The 22,398-nt window shown below is 49.7% G+C and carries 24 protein-coding genes; 21 read left to right on the top strand and 3 right to left on the bottom strand.

Annotated features, from left to right (window positions below; genetic code table 11):
• Window positions 1–6 precede the first annotated feature (6 nt).
• Window positions 7–693 carry a uracil-DNA glycosylase gene (gene ung, locus AC6R0L_RS11335; protein ID WP_500629204.1) on the top strand — a complete coding sequence of 229 codons (687 nt, stop codon included), beginning with the start codon at window positions 7–9 and terminating at the stop codon, window positions 691–693.
• A gap of 107 nt (window positions 694–800) precedes the next feature.
• Window positions 801–1,352: a hemerythrin domain-containing protein gene (locus AC6R0L_RS11340; RefSeq protein ID WP_334551402.1), complete on the top strand. Its 552-nt coding sequence runs from the start codon at window positions 801–803 to the stop codon at window positions 1,350–1,352.
• Between the two features lie 64 nt (window positions 1,353–1,416).
• Here the strand turns inward: AC6R0L_RS11340 and AC6R0L_RS11345 are convergent, their stop codons facing one another.
• Entirely contained in the window at window positions 1,417–1,599 is a 183-nt protein-coding gene (locus AC6R0L_RS11345; RefSeq protein WP_334551401.1) for a DUF3545 family protein, read from the bottom strand.
• Window positions 1,600–2,306: 707 nt separating this feature from the next.
• Here AC6R0L_RS11345 and AC6R0L_RS11350 point away from each other — a divergent pair.
• The 10 genes from AC6R0L_RS11350 to deoD all read left to right on the top strand — a co-directional run bounded on the left by AC6R0L_RS11350 (window position 2,307) and on the right by deoD (window position 12,059).
• Complete coding sequence (locus AC6R0L_RS11350; RefSeq protein WP_487901719.1) at window positions 2,307–3,740, top strand: alanine/glycine:cation symporter family protein; 1,434 nt, start codon at window positions 2,307–2,309, stop codon at window positions 3,738–3,740.
• A gap of 93 nt (window positions 3,741–3,833) precedes the next feature.
• Window positions 3,834–4,607, top strand: a complete 774-nt coding sequence (gene yaaA, locus AC6R0L_RS11355) for a peroxide stress protein YaaA (RefSeq protein WP_500629205.1) — start codon at window positions 3,834–3,836, stop codon at window positions 4,605–4,607.
• 49 nt (window positions 4,608–4,656) lie between these two features.
• Window positions 4,657–4,824 carry a DUF5363 family protein gene (locus tag AC6R0L_RS11360; RefSeq protein ID WP_334568323.1) on the top strand — a complete coding sequence of 56 codons (168 nt, stop codon included), beginning with the start codon at window positions 4,657–4,659 and terminating at the stop codon, window positions 4,822–4,824.
• Window positions 4,824–5,597: a TatD family hydrolase gene (locus AC6R0L_RS11365; RefSeq protein WP_500629206.1), complete on the top strand. Its 774-nt coding sequence runs from the start codon at window positions 4,824–4,826 to the stop codon at window positions 5,595–5,597. Before AC6R0L_RS11360 ends, AC6R0L_RS11365 begins: the two co-directional genes overlap by 1 nt.
• Window positions 5,598–5,802: 205 nt before the next feature.
• Complete coding sequence (locus AC6R0L_RS11370; RefSeq protein WP_334551393.1) at window positions 5,803–7,065, top strand: NupC/NupG family nucleoside CNT transporter; 1,263 nt, start codon at window positions 5,803–5,805, stop codon at window positions 7,063–7,065.
• 265 nt (window positions 7,066–7,330) lie between these two features.
• Window positions 7,331–7,501 carry a XapX domain-containing protein gene (locus AC6R0L_RS11375; protein ID WP_334551391.1) on the top strand — a complete coding sequence of 57 codons (171 nt, stop codon included), beginning with the start codon at window positions 7,331–7,333 and terminating at the stop codon, window positions 7,499–7,501.
• Between the two features lie 262 nt (window positions 7,502–7,763).
• Window positions 7,764–8,540 carry a deoxyribose-phosphate aldolase gene (deoC, locus tag AC6R0L_RS11380; protein ID WP_500626996.1) on the top strand — a complete coding sequence of 259 codons (777 nt, stop codon included), beginning with the start codon at window positions 7,764–7,766 and terminating at the stop codon, window positions 8,538–8,540.
• 87 nt (window positions 8,541–8,627) lie between these two features.
• Window positions 8,628–9,956: a thymidine phosphorylase gene (deoA, locus tag AC6R0L_RS11385; RefSeq protein ID WP_500629207.1), complete on the top strand. Its 1,329-nt coding sequence runs from the start codon at window positions 8,628–8,630 to the stop codon at window positions 9,954–9,956.
• A 66-nt stretch (window positions 9,957–10,022) separates the two neighbouring features.
• Complete coding sequence (locus AC6R0L_RS11390) at window positions 10,023–11,243, top strand: phosphopentomutase (RefSeq protein ID WP_500629208.1); 1,221 nt, start codon at window positions 10,023–10,025, stop codon at window positions 11,241–11,243.
• Window positions 11,244–11,339: 96 nt separating this feature from the next.
• Window positions 11,340–12,059 (top strand): purine-nucleoside phosphorylase, encoded by a 720-nt coding sequence (deoD, locus tag AC6R0L_RS11395; RefSeq protein WP_334551387.1) that lies wholly within the window; start codon window positions 11,340–11,342, stop codon window positions 12,057–12,059.
• Between the two features lie 91 nt (window positions 12,060–12,150).
• On the opposite strand, the gene AC6R0L_RS11400 is transcribed toward deoD, so the two are convergent.
• Window positions 12,151–12,756, bottom strand: coding sequence for a YtjB family periplasmic protein (locus tag AC6R0L_RS11400; protein WP_500629209.1), 606 nt, complete (start codon window positions 12,754–12,756; stop codon window positions 12,151–12,153).
• 101 nt (window positions 12,757–12,857) lie between these two features.
• Here AC6R0L_RS11400 and serB point away from each other — a divergent pair, with 101 nt between their 5' ends.
• Complete coding sequence (serB, locus tag AC6R0L_RS11405; protein WP_500629210.1) at window positions 12,858–13,859, top strand: phosphoserine phosphatase; 1,002 nt, start codon at window positions 12,858–12,860, stop codon at window positions 13,857–13,859.
• 106 nt (window positions 13,860–13,965) lie between these two features.
• Here the strand turns inward: serB and AC6R0L_RS11410 are convergent, their stop codons facing one another.
• Window positions 13,966–14,406, bottom strand: coding sequence for a CBS domain-containing protein (locus tag AC6R0L_RS11410; protein WP_500629211.1), 441 nt, complete (start codon window positions 14,404–14,406; stop codon window positions 13,966–13,968).
• Between the two features lie 337 nt (window positions 14,407–14,743).
• Between AC6R0L_RS11410 and queA the strand changes: the two genes are divergently transcribed.
• From queA to mepA, 8 genes are all read left to right on the top strand, one after another.
• Window positions 14,744–15,808, top strand: a complete 1,065-nt coding sequence (gene queA, locus AC6R0L_RS11415) for a tRNA preQ1(34) S-adenosylmethionine ribosyltransferase-isomerase QueA (RefSeq protein ID WP_334551380.1) — start codon at window positions 14,744–14,746, stop codon at window positions 15,806–15,808.
• A 55-nt stretch (window positions 15,809–15,863) separates the two neighbouring features.
• Window positions 15,864–16,997 carry a tRNA guanosine(34) transglycosylase Tgt gene (gene tgt / locus AC6R0L_RS11420; protein ID WP_334551378.1) on the top strand — a complete coding sequence of 378 codons (1,134 nt, stop codon included), beginning with the start codon at window positions 15,864–15,866 and terminating at the stop codon, window positions 16,995–16,997.
• Between the two features lie 163 nt (window positions 16,998–17,160).
• On the top strand, window positions 17,161–17,490 hold the full coding sequence (gene yajC / locus AC6R0L_RS11425; protein WP_334568317.1) for a preprotein translocase subunit YajC: 330 nt from the start codon (window positions 17,161–17,163) through the stop codon (window positions 17,488–17,490).
• A gap of 20 nt (window positions 17,491–17,510) precedes the next feature.
• On the top strand, window positions 17,511–19,367 hold the full coding sequence (gene secD / locus AC6R0L_RS11430; protein WP_500629212.1) for a protein translocase subunit SecD: 1,857 nt from the start codon (window positions 17,511–17,513) through the stop codon (window positions 19,365–19,367).
• Window positions 19,368–19,381: 14 nt separating this feature from the next.
• A complete protein-coding gene (gene secF, locus AC6R0L_RS11435; protein ID WP_334551374.1) occupies window positions 19,382–20,329 on the top strand; it encodes a protein translocase subunit SecF in 948 nt (315 codons plus the stop codon).
• 100 nt (window positions 20,330–20,429) lie between these two features.
• Window positions 20,430–20,924: a hypothetical protein gene (locus AC6R0L_RS11440; protein ID WP_500629213.1), complete on the top strand. Its 495-nt coding sequence runs from the start codon at window positions 20,430–20,432 to the stop codon at window positions 20,922–20,924.
• A gap of 87 nt (window positions 20,925–21,011) precedes the next feature.
• On the top strand, window positions 21,012–21,344 hold the full coding sequence (locus AC6R0L_RS11445; protein WP_334551370.1) for a DUF1904 domain-containing protein: 333 nt from the start codon (window positions 21,012–21,014) through the stop codon (window positions 21,342–21,344).
• A gap of 40 nt (window positions 21,345–21,384) precedes the next feature.
• On the top strand, window positions 21,385–22,248 hold the full coding sequence (gene mepA / locus AC6R0L_RS11450; RefSeq protein ID WP_500629214.1) for a penicillin-insensitive murein endopeptidase: 864 nt from the start codon (window positions 21,385–21,387) through the stop codon (window positions 22,246–22,248).
• The last annotated feature ends 150 nt before the right edge of the window (window positions 22,249–22,398 follow it).

A 22,398-nucleotide genomic window follows, 5' to 3' on the forward strand; every position in this document is an offset into this window, starting at 1 on the left:
CAGACAATGACCCCTTCACTCACGTGGCAAGATGTGATTGGTGAGCAAAAGCAGCAGACCTATTTTCAAGACACTCTCGCGTTTGTTGACGCAGAGCGTGCGGCGGGCAAAGCGATTTTCCCGCCAGCGAAAGATGTCTTTAACGCTTTTCGAGCGACCGAGTTTGGCGATGTGAAAGTCGTGATCTTGGGCCAAGATCCCTATCATGGTCCTAATCAGGCGCACGGGCTGTGTTTTTCTGTCCTGCCGGGTATCAAGACGCCGCCATCGCTCGCCAATATGTACAAAGAGTTGGCGCAAGACATCGATGGCTTTCAGATTCCTCAACACGGTTATTTGCAACGCTGGGCAGAGCAAGGGGTACTGCTTCTCAACACGGTTCTGACCGTGGAGCAAGGTAAAGCGCATTCGCACGCCAAAACGGGGTGGGAGACCTTTACGGATGCCGTGATTGATGCCATCAACCGCCATCAACAAGGCGTTGTTTTCTTGTTGTGGGGCGCGCATGCGCAAAAGAAAGGCCGTTTTATTGACCGTAACCAACATCATGTATTGACGGCGCCGCACCCTTCACCGTTATCGGCGCATCGTGGCTTTTTGGGCTGTGGGCACTTTTCGGCGACCAACGAACGGCTTGTCGCGCAAGGAAAAACACCGATTGATTGGCAGCTGCCTCAAACTGTTGAGGTCTAAAGACATACAAAAATAAGGGTAAAGATGTTGTTTTTTCGAACAGCATCAAAACACGCTTTGCGTTTCTCTAATACACTGTTTACGTGTCGGTGTTAAGGAGAAACGCTATGATGATTGAACGGATAAGGCGAGAGCATGGATACATGGTGCGTTTGCTCGCCATACTTCGCCATAAATTGAACCAGTTAAAAGACGAGCGTCCCGTTAATTACGCGGTTCTTCGTGAAATCGTCGATTATCTGGCGACCCACTCTGAACGGGTCCATCACCCGAAAGAAGACATTCTCTATCACTACTACCAATCGCATTATGGTCAACACCATAAGATTGATGATCTTGAACACGATCATCAGGCGCTATCAGAAAAGACCCATGATTTTTTGCAAACGGTGGATATGGTCTTGCAAGATGCAGTGATCCCGCAGCAGGTCTTCATTGACCAGTTAGAGTCGTTCCTCAACATGCAAAAACAGCACCTCGAAATGGAAGAAAAGCAGGTCTTCCCGTACTTAATGGATGTCTTTACGGTAGAGGATTGGCAGGCAGTCGAAGCTCAGTGGAGTGTGTGCGAAGACGACCCAGTGTTTGGTGAGACGATAGCAGAGCAATACCAACAGTTGGCAGAGCGCATTCATCAAACTGAGCACGAGTGTACGTGATCTTTTGCTGTTCCTAGCGCGTGAAAAGTAGAAAGAGAGGCTCAAGGCCTCTCTTTCTTAATTCTTAGTATTCGATGCTCTCCACATCGTCAAAACCGATATCCATATCCATCAGCTCTTTCTTTAGCCGTTGACGATCTTTGATTGCTTCGATTTCTCGCCACTTACGTTTAACGGGTTTAGAGCGCGCTGCTCGTGCGCGCGGCACCTCATAGTCCATAAAGTCATCAAAATTTAAGCCTTCCATAAGCTACCTCATTTTATCGTTATGACCGTCCTAAACGGGGTAAATTCTTAATACCACTCAACGTGGAGACTAACCATGATTCGTTTCTCATTTGTTACGTTTCGATGAAGTTTTTTCTGACTTTTCGTCACTGAATCACAAAAAATCGTGCTTGAGGTGGTTGGAATTTGTTCAAGTGAGTTCACGCAAACGATTAAATTCGAAAAAAGTGGATGTTAAAGGCTTGTGGAGGTGATTAGGGTTGTGCGTGTCTCTTGTCATACAAGACCGGTATTAAACCGTACTTCATTTTTTATCTTGATGCTCAGTGCATCGATAGCGTCGCAAGCTATGCGGAGTAAGGGGTTGTCTGTTGCTTTGGCGGCGTTGATAGGTCGTCATTGGCAAGACTTTGTGCGTTGTTAATTTTTTATTGAGTTGTTTTGTTATTGTGTGGTTCTTGTGCTTGTTTGTGTTAATTATTGGTGATTTTACAGTGAAAAATAACAAGCTTAGTCTCACTGTTGCGTATTGATTTTTGTTTGCTCAGGTTGCATTATCGCGCCGTCAAAATTTCCGCTGAGATGTAAAGGACGTGCCTTTGGGACGTGACACGCTGAGGTTGCAGACAATGATAATATTTAGTTTGAGCTACACTTTGACACTCAACAGCGCAACCCAACGTAGGCTCGGATGCCTAGCCAGCGAACACTCACTATGAGGATCCTATGACAGACTTAATTAATTTGATGAATGACCTGCTGTGGGGGTCTATTCTCGTTTATCTACTGGTTGGTGTCGGCGTTTACTTCACCGTAAGACTGGGCTTTATCCAGTTCCGCCACTTTGGCCACATGTTCTCAGTGCTGAAAAACAGCCGTAAAGCCGACCAAGCGGGTATCTCCTCTTTCCAAGCCCTTTGTACCAGTTTGGCGGCGCGTGTCGGCACGGGTAACATGGCGGGTGTGGCTGTTGCACTGACCGTTGGCGGCCCTGGCGCTATTTTTTGGATGTGGTTGATTGCCATGCTAGGTATGGCAACGTCATTTGCAGAGAGCACGTTGGCACAGCTATACAAAACGAGAGACGATGACGGTAACTACCGTGGTGGTCCTGCTTATTACATGGAAAAAGGCTTGGGCATGCGCTGGATGGGCGTGATGTTCTCCATCTTCCTTATTATTGCCTTTGGTTTGGTCTTCAATGCCGTGCAAGCAAACTCGATTGCTAGCGCGATGAATACCGCGTTTGGTTGGGATACCAAAGTCGTTGGCATTGCAGTGGTATTGCTGTCTGCTGTGGTTATCTTTGGCGGTATTAAGCGTATTGCAAAAGTGGCTGAGCTTATCGTACCGGTTATGGCGCTGGCTTACTTGCTATTGGCGATGTTTATCATGCTGACCAACCTTGAGAAGTTACCAGGCGTGCTTTCACTGATTATTAAGAGCGCATTTGGTCTGCAAGAAGCGGCGGCTGGTGGCCTAGGTTATGCGATTGCTCAAGCGATGATCAACGGCATCAAGCGTGGCCTGTTCTCAAACGAAGCGGGTATGGGTTCTGCGCCCAATGCGGCAGCTTCTGCAACGCCTTACCCACCACACCCAGCGTCACAAGGTTACGTGCAAATGTTGGGCGTATTCATGGACACCATTGTGATCTGTTCAGCAACGGTAGCGATCATCTTGATGTCGGGTGAGTACCTAGGGACTGAAACGGCGGTGACAGGTATCGAGCTGACTCAGCGCGCGCTAAGCTCACAAGTGGGTGATTGGGGTGGCATCTTTGTAGCGGTAGCGATCTTCTTCTTCGCGTTTACCTCGATCATTGCAAACTACTCATACGCAGAAACTAACCTTATCTTCCTAGAGCACAATCACAAGGCGGGCCTTGGCCTGTTCCGTATCGTGGTTCTGGGTATGGTGATGTTTGGTTCTGTGGCAGCGCTGCCAGTGGTTTGGGATATGGCCGATGCATCAATGGGCTTGATGGCACTGGTGAACCTAGTCGCGATTATCTTGCTCTCTGGCACTGTGGTTAAGCTAGCAAAAGACTACAACCGTCAGCTTGATGAAGGCAAAGTTCCGACCTTTGATGCCAATGACTTCCCAGAGCTGAAATCTCAGCTTGAAGATGGCATTTGGGATCAAAAAGAAAAGAATTGATAGCTGAATACTATTGAAATGATTCATAAAGCCGTGCAGACATTGCACGGCTTTTTTTGTACCCTAAGGTAAACAATCAATAAGAGTAAAGTCATGTTAATCGTCGTTTCTCCAGCGAAAACCTTAGATTACGAATCACCCTTGGTGACCGAGACCTACACACAGCCTGAGTTAATTGACTACTCCAAGCAGTTGATTGAGGTGTGCCGTAAATTGACGCCAGCCGATGTGGCGAGTTTGATGAAGGTCAGTGACAAAATCGCCGATCTGAACGTTGGCCGCTTCCAAGAGTGGAGCGAGACATTCACACTCGACAATGCTCGCCAAGCGATTTTGGCGTTCAAAGGCGATGTCTATACAGGTCTGGATGCCCAGACACTCACAGAGGTGGATTTCGAGTACGCCCAGAGCCATTTACGTATGTTGTCTGGCCTTTATGGTCTGCTCAAGCCGCTTGACCTGATGCAACCATACCGTCTTGAAATGGGTACTAAGCTTGCTAACGAGAAAGGCAGCAACTTGTATCAGTTCTGGGGGAATGTGATTACCGACAAGCTCAATCAAGCGATCACCGAACAAGGGGATAACGTCTTGATCAATCTGGCCTCCAATGAGTATTTTAAGGCGGTTAAGCAAAAGAACTTGGATGCGCAGGTGATTACGCCGGTGTTTAAAGACTGCAAAAACGGCCAATATAAAGTGATCAGCTTTTATGCCAAAAAAGCGCGCGGCATGATGGCGCGTTTTATTATCGAAAACCGCATCGAGAGTGTCGCAGATTTGACCCAGTTCAACACGGCGGGGTACACCTTTGCTGAGGATGAGTCGAGCGCGACTGAGTTAGTCTTCAAACGTGAAGAGCAGTAGTGCAGGCGAGTGGTCATCGTTGCTAGCATCGGGCAGGGGAGTCATGCACATGTGGAAGAGATTAAAGCATTGGCTTGAGCGCTACGACGCTTGGTGCCACTCTATGGGCCTTACTCCTGGGCAAAAGCGCAGTTGCGTGCCGTACCGCTCTGATGATGCAAGGCAGAGCGACGCTGCCACTTCGTCCTCATCACCCACTTCAAAGGCGCAGCAGTAATGCGCCTTTTTGATACTCACTGTCATCTCGATTTTGCCCCCTTTAAGGCTCAATTAGGGGCAACATTGCAAGAAGCTAGTGAGCAAGGAGTCGAGCGTTTTCTGGTTCCTGCGATTGGCGAAAGCAATTGGAGCGATCTTATTGCGCTATCCCAACAGCACAAGAACTTGCACATCAGTTTGGGGTGCCATCCCTATTTTGTTCACACCGACTCATTGATTGAGGTCAGTCGCCTAGAAGCTCAATGTGAGTCGGCAGGCTCAGTGTGTGTCGCGGTCGGAGAGTGCGGCTTAGACGCCATGATCGATGTCGACGCTCTGCGACAAGAAGCGGTGTTTGAGGCGCAGATCAGCGTGGCCAAGAACCTGCGGCGGCCCTTGATTCTTCACGGGCGAAAAACCTATCACCGCTTGTTGCAACTGCTTAAGCAGCACCGTTTTCACTACGGTGGGATTTTGCATGGGTTTTCCGGCAGCTATCAACAAGCGATGCAATTTGTTGAGCTCGGTTTCTACATCGGTGTGGGCGGAGTGATTACCTACCCAAGAGCGAATAAGACGCGTCAAGCGGTGACGCAGGTGCCCATCGACCATCTTGTTTTGGAAACCGACGCGCCCGACATGCCGTTGTCAGGGTATCAAGGCCAAGCCAATCATCCTAAGCGTTTACCCCAAGTGTTAACGACATTGGCGCAACTGAAGCAGAGTTGTGAGCAAACGGTTGCGGAAAACGTTTGGAAAAACAGCTTTTTGGCACTGTCTATTTGTGAATGAATTCTAAATAAAATGTGCTTTTTATGATTCCTATGAACTTTAGTTGTGATTTTTGTCACACTTACGAGTGAACGAGTGGTGAATCTTATCAGAAACTGTGAACGCGGCATTACTTTATCGGTGGACGGATGAGTATAATTGCCCGTGCTTTTGAGCTCCATTTTGTAACACGCCAACAAATAACTTAATAAGGAAGTCATAAACTATGAGCCTGTTTATGAGCCTAGTCGGTATGGCAGTTTTGATCGCTATCGCGCTTCTACTGTCTGATAACCGCAAAGCTATCAATCTAAGAACTGTGGGTGGCGCTTTTGCTATCCAATTCATCATCGGTGGTTTCGTTCTGTACGTACCATGGGGTCGTGATCTTCTAGCTGGTTTCTCAGCTGGTGTACAAAACGTGATCGACTACGGTAAAGACGGTACTGGTTTCCTATTCGGCAGCCTAGTTAACTTCTCAGTTGACGGTATCGGTTTCATCTTTGCTTTCCAAGTACTACCAACGCTAATCTTCTTCTCTGCGCTAATTTCTGTACTTTACTACATCGGTGTGATGCAGTGGGTTATCAAGATTCTTGGTGGCGGTCTACAAAAGGCACTAGGTACATCACGTGCCGAGTCTATGTCTGCAGCAGCGAACATTTTCGTAGGTCAAACTGAGGCACCACTTGTGGTTCGTCCGTTTGTACCTAAAATGACTCAGTCTGAGCTATTTGCAGTAATGTGTGGTGGTCTAGCGTCTGTAGCAGGTGGTGTACTTGCTGGTTACGCTTCAATGGGTGTACCTCTAGAGTACCTTGTTGCCGCATCATTCATGGCAGCACCTGGTGGTCTACTGTTCGCTAAAATCATCAAACCTGAAACTGACACGCCAAATGACGATCTAGGCGCGGACATCGACGGTGGTGACGACAAGCCTGCTAACGTTATCGATGCAGCAGCTGGCGGTGCGTCTGTCGGTCTACAGCTTGCGCTCAACGTTGGCGCAATGCTACTTGCGTTCATCGGCCTTATTGCTCTTATCAACGGCATCCTAGGTGGCGTTGGCGGTTGGTTCGGTATGCCTGAACTGACACTAGAAATTCTTCTAGGTTACATCTTCTCACCACTTGCATTCCTAATTGGTGTGCCTTGGGAAGAAGCGACGCTAGCGGGTTCATTCATCGGTCAGAAACTGGTGGTGAACGAATTCGTTGCTTACCTAAACTTCGTTCCTTACGTTGGTGATGCAGCTCAAGTTGTACCAGCAACCGGTGAAGTGATGTCGACTAAGACAGCCGCTATCATCTCGTTCGCGCTATGTGGTTTCGCAAACCTTTCTTCAATTGCGATTCTACTAGGTGGTCTAGGTGGTCTAGCGCCAAACCGTCGTCACGACATCGCTCGTATGGGTGTGAAAGCGGTCGCAGCAGGTACTCTGTCTAACTTGATGGCAGCAACCATCGCTGGCTTCTTCCTATCTTTCTAATTTAAGAAGCGATAGATTATATAGACGCCGTTTTATAAGACCCCGTAGTTGCATAGCTTGCTATGTACTACGGGGTTTTTTCGTTGTTTAAAGGTCTGGAGTGTGTCCAGACAACAAGATTCATAACGTTTGTGCAGTGGATAAAACTCAGCAATCGTTAAGCCGGATCTTTTTTGAGATACAAACCGTTTGCGCTCTGTGTGCGACTACAGTTTTGCGATAAATATCTATACTGTATAGGTGTAAAGAAAATAGGCCTAAACTGATGAATGATGTGATTCTCGCGACGTTAGCGGGCTTTGTTGTCGGAATCCTGTTTTCCGCCATCAAGCTTCCCATTCCAGCACCTCCAGTATTACCGGGAGTGATGGGAATTGTGGGCGTTTATCTTGGTGGTGTAACCTTTCAATGGATCATTGAGCGGTTTTTTAGTTAACGCTAATTAATACAAGGAGTATGATTAGCGCGGCAACATCGGTTGCCTGAGGCGTCACAAAGCGCCTATACACGTTAGACACCGCAATCGCAGATTGTTGTGCCATAGACCAAATTGGTACTGTGCGGTGACAAGGATAGCAATTGGTACATGTTCGCTGTATGTAGCAAGTCTTCAAGGAACCAAGTCCGTTCATTAATGATTACACCTTAATCATAGGGATTAAGGCGGTGAAATTTTTGAATATTGATCGGAGATAGAAATGAGCGATTTAAAAGCAGCTGCACTACGTGCACTAAAACTTATGGACCTAACTACGCTGAATGACGATGACACTGACGCGAAAGTTATTTCACTGTGTCATGATGCAAAATCAGCGGTAGGTAACACAGCTGCAATCTGTATTTACCCTCGCTTTATTCCTATTGCTAAGAAGACCCTTCGTGAGCAAGGCACACCTGACGTTCGTATCGCAACGGTAACGAACTTCCCACACGGCAATGACGATATCGAGATTGCGGTAGCGGAAACCAAAGCTGCTGTGGCTTATGGTGCTGATGAGGTCGATGTGGTGTTCCCATACCGCGCACTAATGGCGGGCAATGAGGAAGTGGGCTTCGAATTGGTGAAGCAATGTAAAGCAGCGTGTGGCGATATCTTGCTAAAAGTGATCATCGAAACCGGTGAGCTGAAAGAAGAAGCGCTAATCAAGAAAGCGTCAGAAATCTGCATCAAAGCAGGCGCTGATTTTATTAAAACCTCAACAGGCAAAGTGCCGGTGAACGCAACACCAGAATACGCTCGCATGATGCTCGAAGTTATCCGCGATATGGGTGTGGCTGAGACCGTTGGCTTCAAACCTGCAGGCGGCGTACGTACCGCAGAAGATGCTGCCGCGTACCTAGCGATGGCCGATGAGATCCTAGGCGACAACTGGGTCGATGCGCGTCACTACCGCTTTGGTGCGTCTAGCCTGCTGACAAACCTACTCAATACATTAGAAGTAACAGACGAAACGGCGGATCCAAGCGCTTACTAAGCGACGTCGGTTTGTTCGGTGGCGCGTTGTTGCGCCACCTTACCTCTTTACCTTATTACCACCGCATTCAATGCGTGGGAGGCTCTAATGTACTTACCACAAGAAATCATTCGTAAAAAACGTGACGGTGAAGTGCTCACCGCAGACGAAATTAACTTTTTTATCCAAGGCGTTGCAAACGACAGCGTATCTGAAGGTCAGATAGCGGCGTTCGCGATGGCTGTTTTCTTCAATGAAATGACCATGCCCGAGCGCATTGCACTGACTTGTGCGATGCGTGACTCTGGCATGGTGATCGACTGGAGCCACATGAACTTTGATGGCCCGATTGTCGATAAGCATTCCACCGGTGGTGTGGGTGATGTGACCTCGCTGATGTTAGGGCCAATGGTCGCTGCCTGTGGCGGTTTTGTTCCTATGATCTCGGGGCGTGGCCTCGGTCATACCGGTGGCACACTGGACAAACTGGAATCGATTCCCGGCTACAACATCACGCCAAGCAATGAGGTGTTTGGTCAAGTGACCAAAGAGGCGGGTGTGGCGATCATCGGTCAGACCGGCGATCTAGCGCCTGCCGATAAACGCGTTTACGCGACGCGTGACATCACTGCGACGGTCGATAACATCTCCTTGATCACAGCGTCCATCCTGTCTAAGAAACTCGCAGCGGGTCTTGAGTCTTTGGTGATGGACGTGAAAGTTGGCTCGGGCGCCTTTATGCCAACGTATGAAGCGTCAGAAGAGTTGGCTAAGTCTATTGTCGCGGTGGCCAATGGTGCGGGCACCAAAACCACCGCAATTTTAACGGACATGAACCAGGTCCTCGCCTCGTCTGCTGGCAATGCCGTGGAAGTGCGCGAAGCGGTGCGCTTCCTAACGGGTGAATATCGCAATCCACGCCTTCTTGAAGTGACGCTGGCCTCTTGTGCAGAAATGCTGGTGCTCGGCAAATTAGCCGACGACACACAAGACGCGCGCGCTAAATTGATGAAAGTACTCGATAACGGTAAAGCGGCAGAGTGTTTTGGCAAAATGGTGGCAGGCCTAGGTGGCCCAGCGGATTTTGTTGAGAACTATGAGCAATACCTTGAAAAAGCGGACATCATTAAACCGGTTTACGCGCAAGAGTCCGGTGTCGTTTCGGCGATGGATACACGCGCGATTGGGATGGCGGTGGTTGCTATGGGCGGCGGACGCCGCGTGGCCAGCGACAAGATTGATTACGCCGTGGGCTTTGATCAATTTATTCGCCTAGGTGAGATCGCTAGCAGCGAACAACCTCTTGCCGTGATTCATGCACGCAATGAGGCTCAGTGGGAAGAGGCCGCGCAGGCGCTGCGCAGTGCAATCAAAATTGGTGGTGAATACACCCCAACCCCTGAGGTTTACCGCCAGATTCGCGTAGAAGACATTTAATCGACGACATCATTACATTAGGCCCATTCAGGCACACCGTGACTGAGTGGGCGAAAGGAATACGCAATGAAAAGAGCATTTATTTTAGTCCTAGACTCATTCGGTATCGGCGCGACGGCGGATGCGGATAAGTTTGGCGATGTGGGCTCCGACACACTGGGTCATATTGCGGATCAGTGTGAGCAAGGCCTAGCGGACAACGAGCAACGCCAAGGTGCGTTGCGCTTGCCGAACCTGTCTAAGCTTGGCTTGGCGATGGCGCATAAAGAATCAACCGGGCGCTTTGCACCGGGGCTTGATGCTAACGCAGAGATTATTGGTGCCTACGGTCATGCGGCAGAGCTCTCTTCCGGTAAAGATACCCCATCGGGTCACTGGGAGATCGCAGGTGTGCCCGTTCTGTTTGATTGGGGCTACTTTAGCGACAAATCGAACAGCTTCCCGTCAGCGCTGACGGATCGCATTCTTGAGCGTGCGGGTTTAGATGGATTTCTTGGTAACTGCCATGCATCAGGCACGCAAGTGCTCGATGATCTTGGTGAAGAGCACATGAAAACCGGCAAACCTATCTTCTATACGTCGGCTGATTCGGTATTCCAAATCGCCTGTCATGAAGAGACGTTTGGTCTTGATAGATTGCTTGAGCTGTGCCAAATCGCTCGTGAAGAGCTTGAAGATTACAACATTGGTCGCGTTATTGCGCGTCCATTTATTGGCTCGGGTAAAGGTCAATTTGAGCGTACGGGTAATCGTCGCGATCTCTCTGTTGAGCCGCCATCTGCGACCGTGTTGCAAAAACTGGTTGAAGAGAAGCAAGGTGAAGTGGTCTCGATTGGTAAGATTGCCGACATCTACGCTAACTGTGGCATCACCAAAAAAGTGAAAGCTACCGGCATTCCCGCTTTGTTTGAAGCGACTCTTGAGCAAATCAAAGCCGCACAGGACAACACCATAGTGTTCACCAACTTCGTTGACTTTGATTCTGCCTACGGCCACCGCCGTGATGTTGCAGGTTATGCGGCGGCATTGGAATACTTTGATGGTCGCATCAACGAAGTGATGGCGCTGATGCAGGAAGACGATGTGCTGATTCTGACGGCCGACCACGGCTGTGATCCCACTTGGCCAGGAACTGATCATACCCGAGAGCACATTCCTGTGATTGTCTACGGGCAAAAAGTGCCGGCTGGGTCATTGGGTCGCCGCGAGTCATTTGCCGATATCGGCCAAACGCTTGCGAGCTATTTTGGCACTTCGCCTATGGATTACGGTAAGAACTTCCTCTAAAAGAGGCGGTTTTTCCCTGACTCTCACGCAGAGGTTGCAAGCGATAGCTGCTCACCTCTGCTTTATTTCATTCGTTTCAACTAAGGACATTGAATTATGGCAACTCCACATATTAACGCAGAAATGGGGGCATTTGCTGACGTCGTATTGATGCCAGGTGACCCACTACGTGCAAAATACATCGCGGAAACCTTCCTCGATGATGTCGTTCAAGTGTGTGATGTGCGTAATATGTTCGGTTACACGGGCACGTATAAAGGCCGCAAAGTTTCAGTAATGGGACACGGCATGGGCATTCCTTCTTGCTCCATTTACGCCACTGAGCTTATCAAAGACTTCGGTGTGAAAAAGATCATTCGTGTGGGTAGCTGCGGCGCGGTGAGCACAGATATCAAAGTGCGTGACGTCGTGATCGGCATGGGAGCTTGTACGGATTCGAAAGTGAACCGCATCCGCTTCAAAGGTCATGACTTCGCAGCGATAGCAGATTACAAAATGGTGCGCGCGGCAGAAGAAGCCGCAAAGGCACGTGGTATTGACGTTAAAGTCGGTAACCTGTTCTCGGCTGAGTTGTTCTACACGCCGGATCCAGAGATGTTTGATGTGATGGATAAGTACGGCATTGTGGGTGTGGAAATGGAAGCGGCAGGCATCTACGGTGTGTGTGCCGAGTACGGCGCGAAAGCACTGACCATCTGTACCGTTTCTGACCACATCAAAACTGGCGAGCAAACCACATCCGATGAGCGTCAAACGACCTTCAATGACATGATGGTGGTCGCGCTCGATTCTGTACTGATTGGCGATACTCTGTAAGTATTCTTGCTTTGTTGTACAAAGAGCCCCGCTATTGCGGGGCTCTTTTTTTTGAATGCTGACTTGTGGCTTAGCGTGTGGGGGAGGAGGGCTAACTCATCTCTTTGAGCAGTAAATTCTCTTGTTTCACTTTTGGCTTTCTGCGGATGATGATCGCAAGCAGGAGGCCGGCAATAAAGCTCATCGCCACCATGGTGACCATGTAGCGGTCACTTTTCCGATAATAGTGATCGGAAAACGCGGTTAAACGCCCAGTTTCGAACGTGATGCGCACAAAGCCAATCACCACGCCGTCGTTGTAGATAGGCTCGACCAGTTGCTGTTTGCCAATGCTGGCGGTTTGCAGTGGGGTGTCCAGCCCCAATGTTTCCCGCACCGATTTGGCTTGATCGCTGGCCGCAAGACGAATGCCTTCGGCATCATAAATGGTCGCATCATACACCAAACGATCGTTGGCCAATTGGTTAGCCAGTGCCAACAGCCGCTCTTGGTCGTCGTTTAAAATCATATCGCTGGAAGAGAGTGAGGCTTGCGAGATCAAGATCTTGGTCAATGTCTCAAGCTGGTTGGCTTGGATTTCCTCATTACTCTGAGTAATTTTGACACTGTTGACACCAATCGTCACCACCATCGCAATCAAGGCTAAGATCGCGACGGCGCGAATGGCCATCCGAAATGAGAAGAGTGAGGTGTCCATGAAAGCCCCGCGAGTTTAATTCCACCAATCGGCATATTGATACTTGCACAGATAAATTGCAATAGGTTAACGTGTGGAGAGAAATTCTAGGGAAGTGATACATGGACACGTTCAACACCGATATACACGCTGCTCTCTCGGTCAGCAAACCGCTTTCAATTCGTAAGCACATCCCACTGTGCAATCGTATACCAGAAACCCGACACACCAGCCGCTTTGATATCAATAAAGCCAATTGGATTGTATTCGGTCACTACTTAAGCGCCAATCTCTTTGAAGATATCGATTTTTACACCGGGCAGTACAATGCGATTGTCGAAGTGTGGAAAGTCGGTCAATACGAAGTAGCTTTAATGGCCGGCGAGCTCACCACTGAACATGAAGAAATTCTCCAAGCGATTGAGCTGGATTACGCTCGCCTGAACGACATTCCAGAGCTGAGCAAACCCGGATTGGTGGTGATGGACATGGACTCCACCGCGATTCAAATTGAATGCATTGATGAAATCGCCAAACTAGCCGGAGTGGGCGAAGAGGTCGCCGAAGTGACCGAGCGCGCGATGCAAGGAGAACTGGATTTTGAACAGAGCCTTCGTCAGCGTGTCGGCAAGTTAAAAGGGGCCGACGAGTCCATTTTAGGCGCGGTACGCGCTGAGTTGCCACTGATGCCTGATTTACCCGAGCTGGTGGCGACCTTCAAAGCGTTTGGTTGGAAAACCGCCATTGCCTCTGGTGGCTTTACCTACTTCTCGGACTATTTGAAAGAGACGCTAGCGCTTGATCATGCTCAGTCAAACCAATTGGAGATTGTTCAGGGCAAGTTGACCGGCAATGTCCTTGGCGACATCGTCGGCGCACAAACCAAAGCGGACATCGTGGATAGGCTAGCCGAGCAGTATGATATCGAACCACACAACACCATAGCCATTGGTGATGGCGCGAACGATCTTGTGATGATGGAGCGGGCGGGGCTCGGTATTGCTTATCACGCCAAACCTAAAGTGGAGCAGCAAGCCCAGTGCGCGGTGCGCTATGTTGGCCTTGGTGGTGTGATCTGTATTCTTTCTGCGCTACTGGTGAAGCAAAAGCGCGTCAGTTTTTGACGGCTTGCCTCGGGCGCTCTTCAAGCCTAAGCCCGACCTTTAAAAAAGAGTGAGCCGCCAGTGCGTCTCACTCTTTTGTTTATCGTCCCATTTCATCGATATGGACTTATTCCATCTCCTTCGGCTCAGACTCTTCTTGCAGCTCAAGTAAATTGATGGCGATAGAAACAAAGTCACTGTCGGTAATGATGCCGACCAAGTGGCCTTTGTGCACCACGGGCAAGCAGCCCACTTTGTGTTTTTGCATGTAGACGGCGCTCTCTTTGAGCCCTGCTTGTGGATCAACCGTCATCACACTGGTTTTCATCACTTCGTATAGCGGCGTTTGTAGCGTATAAGATTGGCTCTCTGGTAGGGCTTGTAAGCTTGATTCTTGGGCGGCTAATACATCGCGATGCGACACCACACCAAGCAGTTTTTTATTCCCATCGACAATGGGAATGTGGCGGATGTCCAGTGCGGTCATCATGTTCTTTGCGTCGCCAAGATTGTGAGAGCGGAGAAGCGTGTGTGGATTACGCGTCATCATGTCTTCGACCTTGATCATGGCTGCCTCCTGAGTTGTTATTTTTTACTCTTTAAATATAGTCACTTTCCGGCGTTGAATGTGAGAGCTCGACCTATTTTTATGCTCTTTGATGCTGCGAATTGATGCGGCGTGACAAGGTGCAAAACTTGCGCTTTTGCTTAACCTTATTCCGGTACGGTTCGGAAGAAATCCACTCTCTTTTCTTGCTATTGACCGTGCGGCGCATATACTAGTCGGCTGCGAAAAACTTGTCGTCTGTTTGTGACAGAATCAGAGCGAGCAAGCATTTGAATCTAACCCTGAATTGGGGCGCCTTCATTGCGGCCTCATTCATGCACTGCGATAGACTAGTAATATGCAAGTATCCGATTTTCATTTTGACCTGCCTGATGAGCTGATTGCTCGTTACCCACAACCAGAGCGTACGGCGAGCCGTTTACTGCAGTTGGATGGCAACAGCGGTGAATTGGTTGATGGCACATTTACCGATGTTCTCGACAAGATTCAGCCTGGCGACTTAGTGGTGTTTAACAATACTCGAGTGATTCCCGCGCGCCTCTTTGGTCGTAAAGCATCGGGCGGCAAACTTGAGGTGTTGGTTGAGCGAGTGCTCGACGAAACGCGCATTCTCGCCCATGTGCGCTGCTCAAAATCACCCAAGCCGGGCTCGACCATTTTTGTCGGTGACAATGATGAATTTTCTGCCCTGATGGTCGCGCGCCATGACGCCTTGTTTGAACTCGATTTTCAATCCGATCTCAATGTGCTCTCCATCTTAGAGCAGATAGGTCACATGCCTCTGCCACCTTACATTGATCGCCCAGACGAAGATTCAGACAAAGAGCGTTATCAAACGGTTTACAACCAAAAACCCGGCGCAGTCGCGGCGCCGACAGCAGGCTTGCACTTTGACCAGCCTCTACTGGATAAAATCGCTCAGAAAGGGGCAGAATTTGCTTACGTGACGTTGCACGTTGGGGCGGGGACATTCCAGCCAGTGAAGGTTGAGAACATCAATGACCACCACATGCACGCTGAATACGTTGAAGTACCACAAGAGGTGGTCGAGGCGATTCAAGCCACTCGGGCACGTGGCGGTCGAGTGATTGCGGTTGGTACCACGTCGGTACGCTCTTTAGAAAGTGCCGCGCAAGATGCGTTGAAAAAAGGCACGCCACTGGCGCCATTTTTCGGTGATACGGAAATCTTCATCTACCCTGGCTATGAGTATCAATTGGTGGATGCGCTTATCACCAATTTCCATCTCCCAGAGTCGACGCTCATCATGCTGGTGAGTGCATTTGCGGGCTACGACAATACGATGAACGCCTACCGCCACGCGGTGGAGAAGCAATATCGCTTTTTCTCTTACGGCGATGCCATGTTCATCACCAAAAAGACTCAGAGCGCTAACGCGTAATTGGCGTTGGTGCGATATTAAACCGTCAGACTGTTTCTCTGACACTGGAGGCTTCGTGAAGTTAACATTTGAACTTAAGAAAAAAGATGGCGTTGCGCGCCGTGGTCAATTGACCTTTGAGCGCGGAACCGTGCAAACGCCAGCGTTTATGCCTGTGGGTACCTATGGTACGGTGAAAGGCATGACCCCTGAAGAAGTAAAAGGGATCGGCGCCGAGATCTTGCTTGGTAACACTTTCCACCTGTGGTTACGCCCGGGGCAAGAAGTGATGAAGCTGCATGGTGACCTGCATGACTTTATGAACTGGCAAGGGCCGATTTTGACTGACTCTGGTGGCTTCCAGGTCTTCAGTCTTGGTGATATTCGTAAGATCACCGAAGAGGGGGTTCACTTTCGTAACCCGGTGAACGGTGACAAAATTTTCATGGACGCTGAAAAGTCGATGGAAATTCAATACGATCTGGGCTCCGATATTGTGATGATCTTTGACGAGTGTACGCCATACCCAGCGACACACGATGAAGCGAAGAAATCGATGGAAATGTCACTGCGTTGGGCGCAGCGTTCACGCGATCATTTTGATAAGCTTGAAAACCCGAACAGCCTCTTTGGTATTGTTCAGGGTGGCGTGTACGAAGACTTGCGTGATGTGTCAGTGAAAGGTCTGACAGACATCGGCTTTGATGGTTACGCTGTGGGCGGTTTGGCCGTAGGTGAGCCAAAAGAAGACATGCACCGCATTCTTGAGCACACCTGTCCGCAACTGCCTGAAGACAAACCTCGTTACTTAATGGGGGTTGGCAAACCGGAAGATTTGGTAGAAGGTGTTCGCCGTGGTATTGACATGTTTGACTGTGTGATGCCAACGCGCAACGCTCGTAATGGCCACCTGTTTGTCACTGGCGGTGTGATCAAGATCCGTAATGCAAAACACAAAACGGATACAACGCCATTGGATCCACACTGTGACTGTTACACTTGCCAAAACTACTCGAAGTCCTATTTGCATCACCTAGAGCGCTGCAATGAGATTTTGGGCGCGCGTTTGAACACGATTCACAATTTGCGCTACTACCAACGCTTGATGGCAAGCATCCGTAAGGCGATTGATGAAGACCGCTTTGATGCATTTGTGGAAGAGTTCTATGCACGTCGTGACCGTGAAGTGCCGCCACTGACGAAAGCATAACGATTGAAAGCCTTTGACCTATGGTCAGAGGCTTTTGCTAATAAAATAGGCAAACAGCGTGCATTTTTGAGAGGGTGATCTCTATTGTTTAATCTGACCCTTGAAAGTGTTTGGCTAAAGCCCAATTTGGATATCAATAAAATATAAATAGAGGATTATTTTAATGTTTATTTCTCAAGCTCACGCAGCCGCTGAAGGCGCACCAGCAGGTGGCGGTTTCGAAATGTTGATCATGCTAGGTATGTTCGCGGTTATCTTTTACTTCATGATCTACCGCCCACAGTCTAAGCGTGTGAAAGAGCACAAGAACCTAATGGCTTCTATGGGCAAAGGTGACGAAGTGCTGACGAGCGGTGGTCTAGTGGGTAAGATCACTAAGATTGCAGAAGACAACGATTACATCTCAATCGAACTCAACGCGAATAACGAAGTTGTGATCAAGAAAGACTTCGTGACTGCAGTGCTACCAAAAGGTACGCTGAAATCTCTATAAACAGCTAGAGGATCCTCGCTGTGCTTAACCGCTATCCGTTATGGAAGTATTTGATGGTGGTGCTAACCATCGCTATCGCTGCGTTGTACGCACTTCCGAATTTATACGGTGAAGATCCGGCAATTCAAGTGACAGGGGCGCGCGGCGCCTCTGTTGATCTGTCAACGCTGGACTCTGTCACTCAAGCTCTTGAAAAAGAGGGCTTATCTCATAAATCCATTGCTCTAGAAAATGGATCCATCCTTGTACGCTTTACGAGTACCGATACGCAAATCAGTGCGCGCGACGTCATCAGCGAAGCGCTCGGTAACGATACGATTGTCGCGCTTAACCTCGCACCTTCCACACCGGACTGGCTAGAAGCGATTGGCGCTGCGCCAATGAAGTTAGGTCTAGACCTGCGTGGTGGTGTTCACTTCCTGATGGAAGTGGATATGGACGCGGCGATGGAAAAACTCGTCGGCCAGCAAGAAGAAGCGTTTCGTAGTGAGCTTCGCGAAGAGAAAATTCGTTATCGCGCCATTCGCCCACTGGGCAAAGATGCGGTCGAAGTGCTGCTTCGTGACGGCGAGCAGCTAGCGCAAGCGAAACGTGTTCTCGAAGGTCTACACCCTGACATGTTGTTTGTGGAGTCAGGCAGCGAGAGCCGCTTTGCACTCAAAGCAACCTTTACCGAGCAACGCCTCACCGAAATTCGCAACTACGCGGTCGAGCAGAACATTACGATTTTGCGTAACCGTGTGAACGAACTGGGTGTTGCGGAGCCATTGGTTCAGCGTCAAGGTGCAAGCCGCATTGTGGTCGAGCTTCCGGGCGTACAAGACACCGCTCGCGCGAAAGAAATTCTCGGTGCGACGGCGACGCTTGAGTTCCGTGAAGTGGATGCGAGCGCTGACCTTGCGGCCGCTGCCAGTGGCCGCGCGCCAGCGGGCAGTGAAATCAAGCAAGATCGTGATGGTCGCCCTGTCGTGCTGAAAAAGCGTGTCATTCTTGGTGGTTCAAGCATCACGGATGCGAGCTCCAGCGTGGATGAGTACGGTCGCCCACAGGTGAACATCTCACTCGACAGTGAAGGTGGCAACAAGATGTCGGCGTTCTCGCGTCAAAATATCGGTAAGCTGATGGCAACGGTATTTGCAGAGTACAAAGACAGCGGTAAACGCACTCCTGAAGGCAAAGTGATTCTGTCTAAGCATGAAGAAGTGATCAACCAAGCGACCATTCAATCGGCACTTGGACGTAACTTCCGCATCACTGGTATCGATTCAGCCGCCGAAGCGCACAACCTTGCGTTGCTACTCCGTGCGGGCGCTCTGATTGCGCCAATCTCGATTGTCGAAGAGCGTACCATTGGTCCATCAATGGGACAGCAGAACATCGATATGGGTGTCCAAGCGTGTATTTGGGGTATGGTCGCAGTGATGCTGTTTACTTTGTTCTACTACCGCAAGTTTGGCTTGATTGCCAACATGGCGCTGATGGCGAACTTGGTGCTGATCATTGGGGTAATGTCGATGATTCCAGGGGCGACCATGACGCTGCCAGGGATTGCCGGTATTGTCTTGACGGTCGGTATGGCGGTGGATGCCAACGTGCTGATTTTTGAGCGTATCCGAGAAGAGCTGCGTGATGGACGCAATCCACAACAAGCGATTCACCAAGGTTACGCCAACGCGTTCAGTACTATTGCGGATGCAAACATCACGACGTTGATCACCGCTATTATCTTGTTTGCCGTCGGTACTGGTGCCATCAAAGGTTTTGCGGTCACGCTGTCTATCGGTATTTTGACCTCCATGTTTACTGCTATCGTCGGTACCCGTTGTGTGGTTAACCTACTGTACGGCGGTAAGCGCATTAATAAACTGTCGATCTAGGGCTAGGAATACGTATGTTTCAGATTCTAAAAGCAGAGAAAACGATCGACTTTATGCGTTGGTCAAAGGCAGCATTTGCGCTGTCTATTGTAATGATCGCTGCGGCGCTCTTCACGCTATCAACTAAATGGTTGAATTGGGGCTTAGACTTCACTGGCGGTACGCTGATTGAAGTGGGTTTTGAGCAACCGGCAAACCTTGAAGAGATTCGTGGTGCGCTTGATGCCAAAGGCTTCGGTGACGCTACGGTGCAAAACTTTGGTAGTGCCCGTGATGTCATGGTGCGTTTGCGTCCTCGTGATGACGCTTCTGGCGAAACCTTAGGCAACCAAATCATCAGTGCCATTAAAGAGGGCACGGGTGAAAACGTAGAGATGCGACGTATCGAGTTTGTCGGCCCGAACGTGGGTGATGAGCTGACAGAAGCGGGCGGTCTGGCGATCTTGGTGTCGCTGATCTGTATCTTGATTTACGTCTCGGTGCGCTTTGAGTGGCGTTTGGCGGCGGGCGCGGTACTTGCCTTGGCGCACGACGTTATCATCACCTTGGGCATCTTCTCTTTGATGCAAATTGAAGTGGATCTTACCATTGTCGCAGCCTTGCTAACGGTGGTCGGCTACTCGCTCAACGATACGATTGTTGTCTTTGACCGTATCCGTGAAAACTTCCGCAAGATGCGTAAAGGCGAATCGGCTGAGGTCATGAACAACTCCATTACCCAAACACTGAGCCGTACCTTGATCACTTCGGGCACGACCTTGTTTGTGGTGATCGCCTTGTTCACCCAAGGTGGTGCGATGATTCACGGTTTTGCCACTGCGCTATTGCTTGGTATCACAGTGGGTACCTACTCTTCTATCTATGTCGCTTCTGCGCTGGCATTGAAGCTGGGTATCACCCGAGAGCACCTGATGCCACCTCAAGTTGAAAAAGAGGGCGCTGAGTTTGATGAGATGCCTTAATGGCTCTCTTGCATTCTCCGTGCTCGCTACCTCTATTTGAGATACTCCAAAGCCGCTGATGTCAGCGGCTTTTTTGTTCCTACTCACCGAAGGAAGAGTGATGAGAATTCGATTGTTGATAGTGATGCTGGTGAGTCCACTGGCCTGCGCCAATACGCTGTTGATACCGATATTGAATGGCGATGCAATACGCCAAGAGATCCAGGAAACTTGGCAGGCGTGTGAGCGCGATACTTGGTGTGAGATGGCGCTGGACTACCACAAAGAGCACTATATCGCTGAAGCCACCTTAGACGGCGCAACGTTCTCAATCACATTACTGTCATCGTTTTCAACCCATCAATGGAGTCGGCTGCAGTTACATCTTCGCCAAGATGGTTTTGTGCTCAACCACGTCACCATCGATGATCAGAGTTTAAATATCGAGACAGAACTCACGCTTGCGTCAAACCAAGAGGTCGAAACCAAAATAGTGCGGCTTCTGGGACAAGCCTCGCCTCTGTCGACCCAGCGCCTGGTCTATCAACATCCAGATTGGCGAGCGGTGATCGTCAGTCAGGATGGGGTTCTTCGCGTGACGTTCGAGCCACGATAATGTTAGAGGTCGTCGCATGCAGGAATGCGATGGGCATTGCTCAATATCTTGTTATTATGGAGCAAACTCAACAATAGGATCTTATCTATGCCTCATCTACGTTTTCGAGCAGTGGAGCCGCAAACGGTTCAAACCTTATCCTCAACACTGCTTGATGAGCTGCAACCGCATATGGATTGCCCCAAAGAGGATTTCACCTTTGAATACATCTATACCACGTTTTTTTACGATGGAGAGGTCAGCCAAGCGTATCCGTTTGTCGAAGTGTTGTGGTTTGATCGCGGCCAAGAGACCCAAGATGCGGTCGCGAGCATCATTACTCGTCAGGTTCGCGGCGTGCTTGGCGAAGAGGTCGATGTGGCGGTAATTTTCACGGCGCTTGAAGCCAGCGGCTATTATGATAATGGTGACCATTATTAAACGCTGAGTGGCAACGGTGAATTGAGGGAAGGGACGAGTCATGCAAACAGGGACGATTTGGCGACTTATCGCCTTTCTACCTATCGCCTTGATGATGAGCTTTGGCTCATCGGTCAGTGCCACGCCTTGGGAGGCCATTTCATCTCCGTCTCAATCTCAGCCGCAGGCGATAGGAAGCTACGCCAATGGCTGCTTAGCCGGGGCCAAGGCGCTACCGCTTGAAGGGGAAGGGTATCAAGTGCTGCGCAGCCAGCGCGCTCGATACTACGCTCACCCCAGTGCGATTCGCTACATCGAACATTTGGCTGAGCAAGTGCATCGAACGTTGAACACCTCGCTCTTGATTGGCGATCTCTCGCTGCCACAAGGTGGTCGCTTTTCGTCGGGCCATTCAAGTCATCAAACGGGGCTCGATATCGACATTTGGCTTAGGTTGGCAGATGCGCCATTGAGTTCCCCTCAGTTGGCCAAACCAGAGCCTGTGAGCGTGGTCAACCTTGAGCAATACCGCTTAGTGAAAGCGAGCTGGGACCGTCGTCATTTTGATTTGATCAAGCTTGCAGCCAGTGATGACGACGTCGCTCGAATTTTTGTTCACCCCGTTATCAAAGACACCTTGTGCCGCAGCGAAGAGAGCCAAGACAGAACATGGCTTCGCAAAGTTAGGCCTTGGTGGGGGCATCATTACCATATGCATGTTCGGCTTCGCTGCCCTAAGGGCAGTGATGCCTGTCAACCTCAAGCCGCGCCTCCTGCGGGGGATGGTTGCGGCGCAGAGCTTGCCAGTTGGAAACCACAGCCCAAACCTGCCATCAAAACGCCAACACCGAGCACGACAAACAAAAAGAAAACGCCGAAAGTACCACCCGGCCAATGTTTGGCATTACTAGCAGAACAGTCTTGAATCCTGTCATTCGTTTTCATGTTTTCTTCTAAATAAGATAAAAAGTGCGCTACTCGGGCGATATTCATGAGTATCCGATCCAATACCCGCCGATATCCGTAAGAAATTTTCAGAAATTTCGATTTAATTTGGGTTATTAGCTGTTGAGGT

The organism is Vibrio sp. R15-SG3-ISO1A, from assembly GCF_059833955.1.

Excerpts from the sequence above, each read along its gene's own strand:
- ung (WP_500629204.1), top strand. The coding sequence starts at position 7 with ATGACCCCTTCACTCACGTGGCAAGATGTGATTGGTGAGCAAAAGCAG.
- AC6R0L_RS11340 (WP_334551402.1), top strand. The coding sequence starts at position 801 with ATGATGATTGAACGGATAAGGCGAGAGCATGGATACATGGTGCGTTTG.
- AC6R0L_RS11345 (WP_334551401.1), bottom strand. The coding sequence starts at position 1,599 with ATGGAAGGCTTAAATTTTGATGACTTTATGGACTATGAGGTGCCGCGC.
- AC6R0L_RS11350 (WP_487901719.1), top strand. The coding sequence starts at position 2,307 with ATGACAGACTTAATTAATTTGATGAATGACCTGCTGTGGGGGTCTATT.
- yaaA (WP_500629205.1), top strand. The coding sequence starts at position 3,834 with ATGTTAATCGTCGTTTCTCCAGCGAAAACCTTAGATTACGAATCACCC.
- AC6R0L_RS11360 (WP_334568323.1), top strand. The coding sequence starts at position 4,657 with ATGTGGAAGAGATTAAAGCATTGGCTTGAGCGCTACGACGCTTGGTGC.
- AC6R0L_RS11365 (WP_500629206.1), top strand. The coding sequence starts at position 4,824 with ATGCGCCTTTTTGATACTCACTGTCATCTCGATTTTGCCCCCTTTAAG.
- AC6R0L_RS11370 (WP_334551393.1), top strand. The coding sequence starts at position 5,803 with ATGAGCCTGTTTATGAGCCTAGTCGGTATGGCAGTTTTGATCGCTATC.
- AC6R0L_RS11375 (WP_334551391.1), top strand. The coding sequence starts at position 7,331 with ATGAATGATGTGATTCTCGCGACGTTAGCGGGCTTTGTTGTCGGAATC.
- deoC (WP_500626996.1), top strand. The coding sequence starts at position 7,764 with ATGAGCGATTTAAAAGCAGCTGCACTACGTGCACTAAAACTTATGGAC.
- deoA (WP_500629207.1), top strand. The coding sequence starts at position 8,628 with ATGTACTTACCACAAGAAATCATTCGTAAAAAACGTGACGGTGAAGTG.
- AC6R0L_RS11390 (WP_500629208.1), top strand. The coding sequence starts at position 10,023 with ATGAAAAGAGCATTTATTTTAGTCCTAGACTCATTCGGTATCGGCGCG.
- deoD (WP_334551387.1), top strand. The coding sequence starts at position 11,340 with ATGGCAACTCCACATATTAACGCAGAAATGGGGGCATTTGCTGACGTC.
- AC6R0L_RS11400 (WP_500629209.1), bottom strand. The coding sequence starts at position 12,756 with ATGGACACCTCACTCTTCTCATTTCGGATGGCCATTCGCGCCGTCGCG.
- serB (WP_500629210.1), top strand. The coding sequence starts at position 12,858 with ATGGACACGTTCAACACCGATATACACGCTGCTCTCTCGGTCAGCAAA.
- AC6R0L_RS11410 (WP_500629211.1), bottom strand. The coding sequence starts at position 14,406 with ATGATCAAGGTCGAAGACATGATGACGCGTAATCCACACACGCTTCTC.
- queA (WP_334551380.1), top strand. The coding sequence starts at position 14,744 with ATGCAAGTATCCGATTTTCATTTTGACCTGCCTGATGAGCTGATTGCT.
- yajC (WP_334568317.1), top strand. The coding sequence starts at position 17,161 with ATGTTTATTTCTCAAGCTCACGCAGCCGCTGAAGGCGCACCAGCAGGT.
- secF (WP_334551374.1), top strand. The coding sequence starts at position 19,382 with ATGTTTCAGATTCTAAAAGCAGAGAAAACGATCGACTTTATGCGTTGG.
- AC6R0L_RS11440 (WP_500629213.1), top strand. The coding sequence starts at position 20,430 with ATGAGAATTCGATTGTTGATAGTGATGCTGGTGAGTCCACTGGCCTGC.
- AC6R0L_RS11445 (WP_334551370.1), top strand. The coding sequence starts at position 21,012 with ATGCCTCATCTACGTTTTCGAGCAGTGGAGCCGCAAACGGTTCAAACC.
- mepA (WP_500629214.1), top strand. The coding sequence starts at position 21,385 with ATGCAAACAGGGACGATTTGGCGACTTATCGCCTTTCTACCTATCGCC.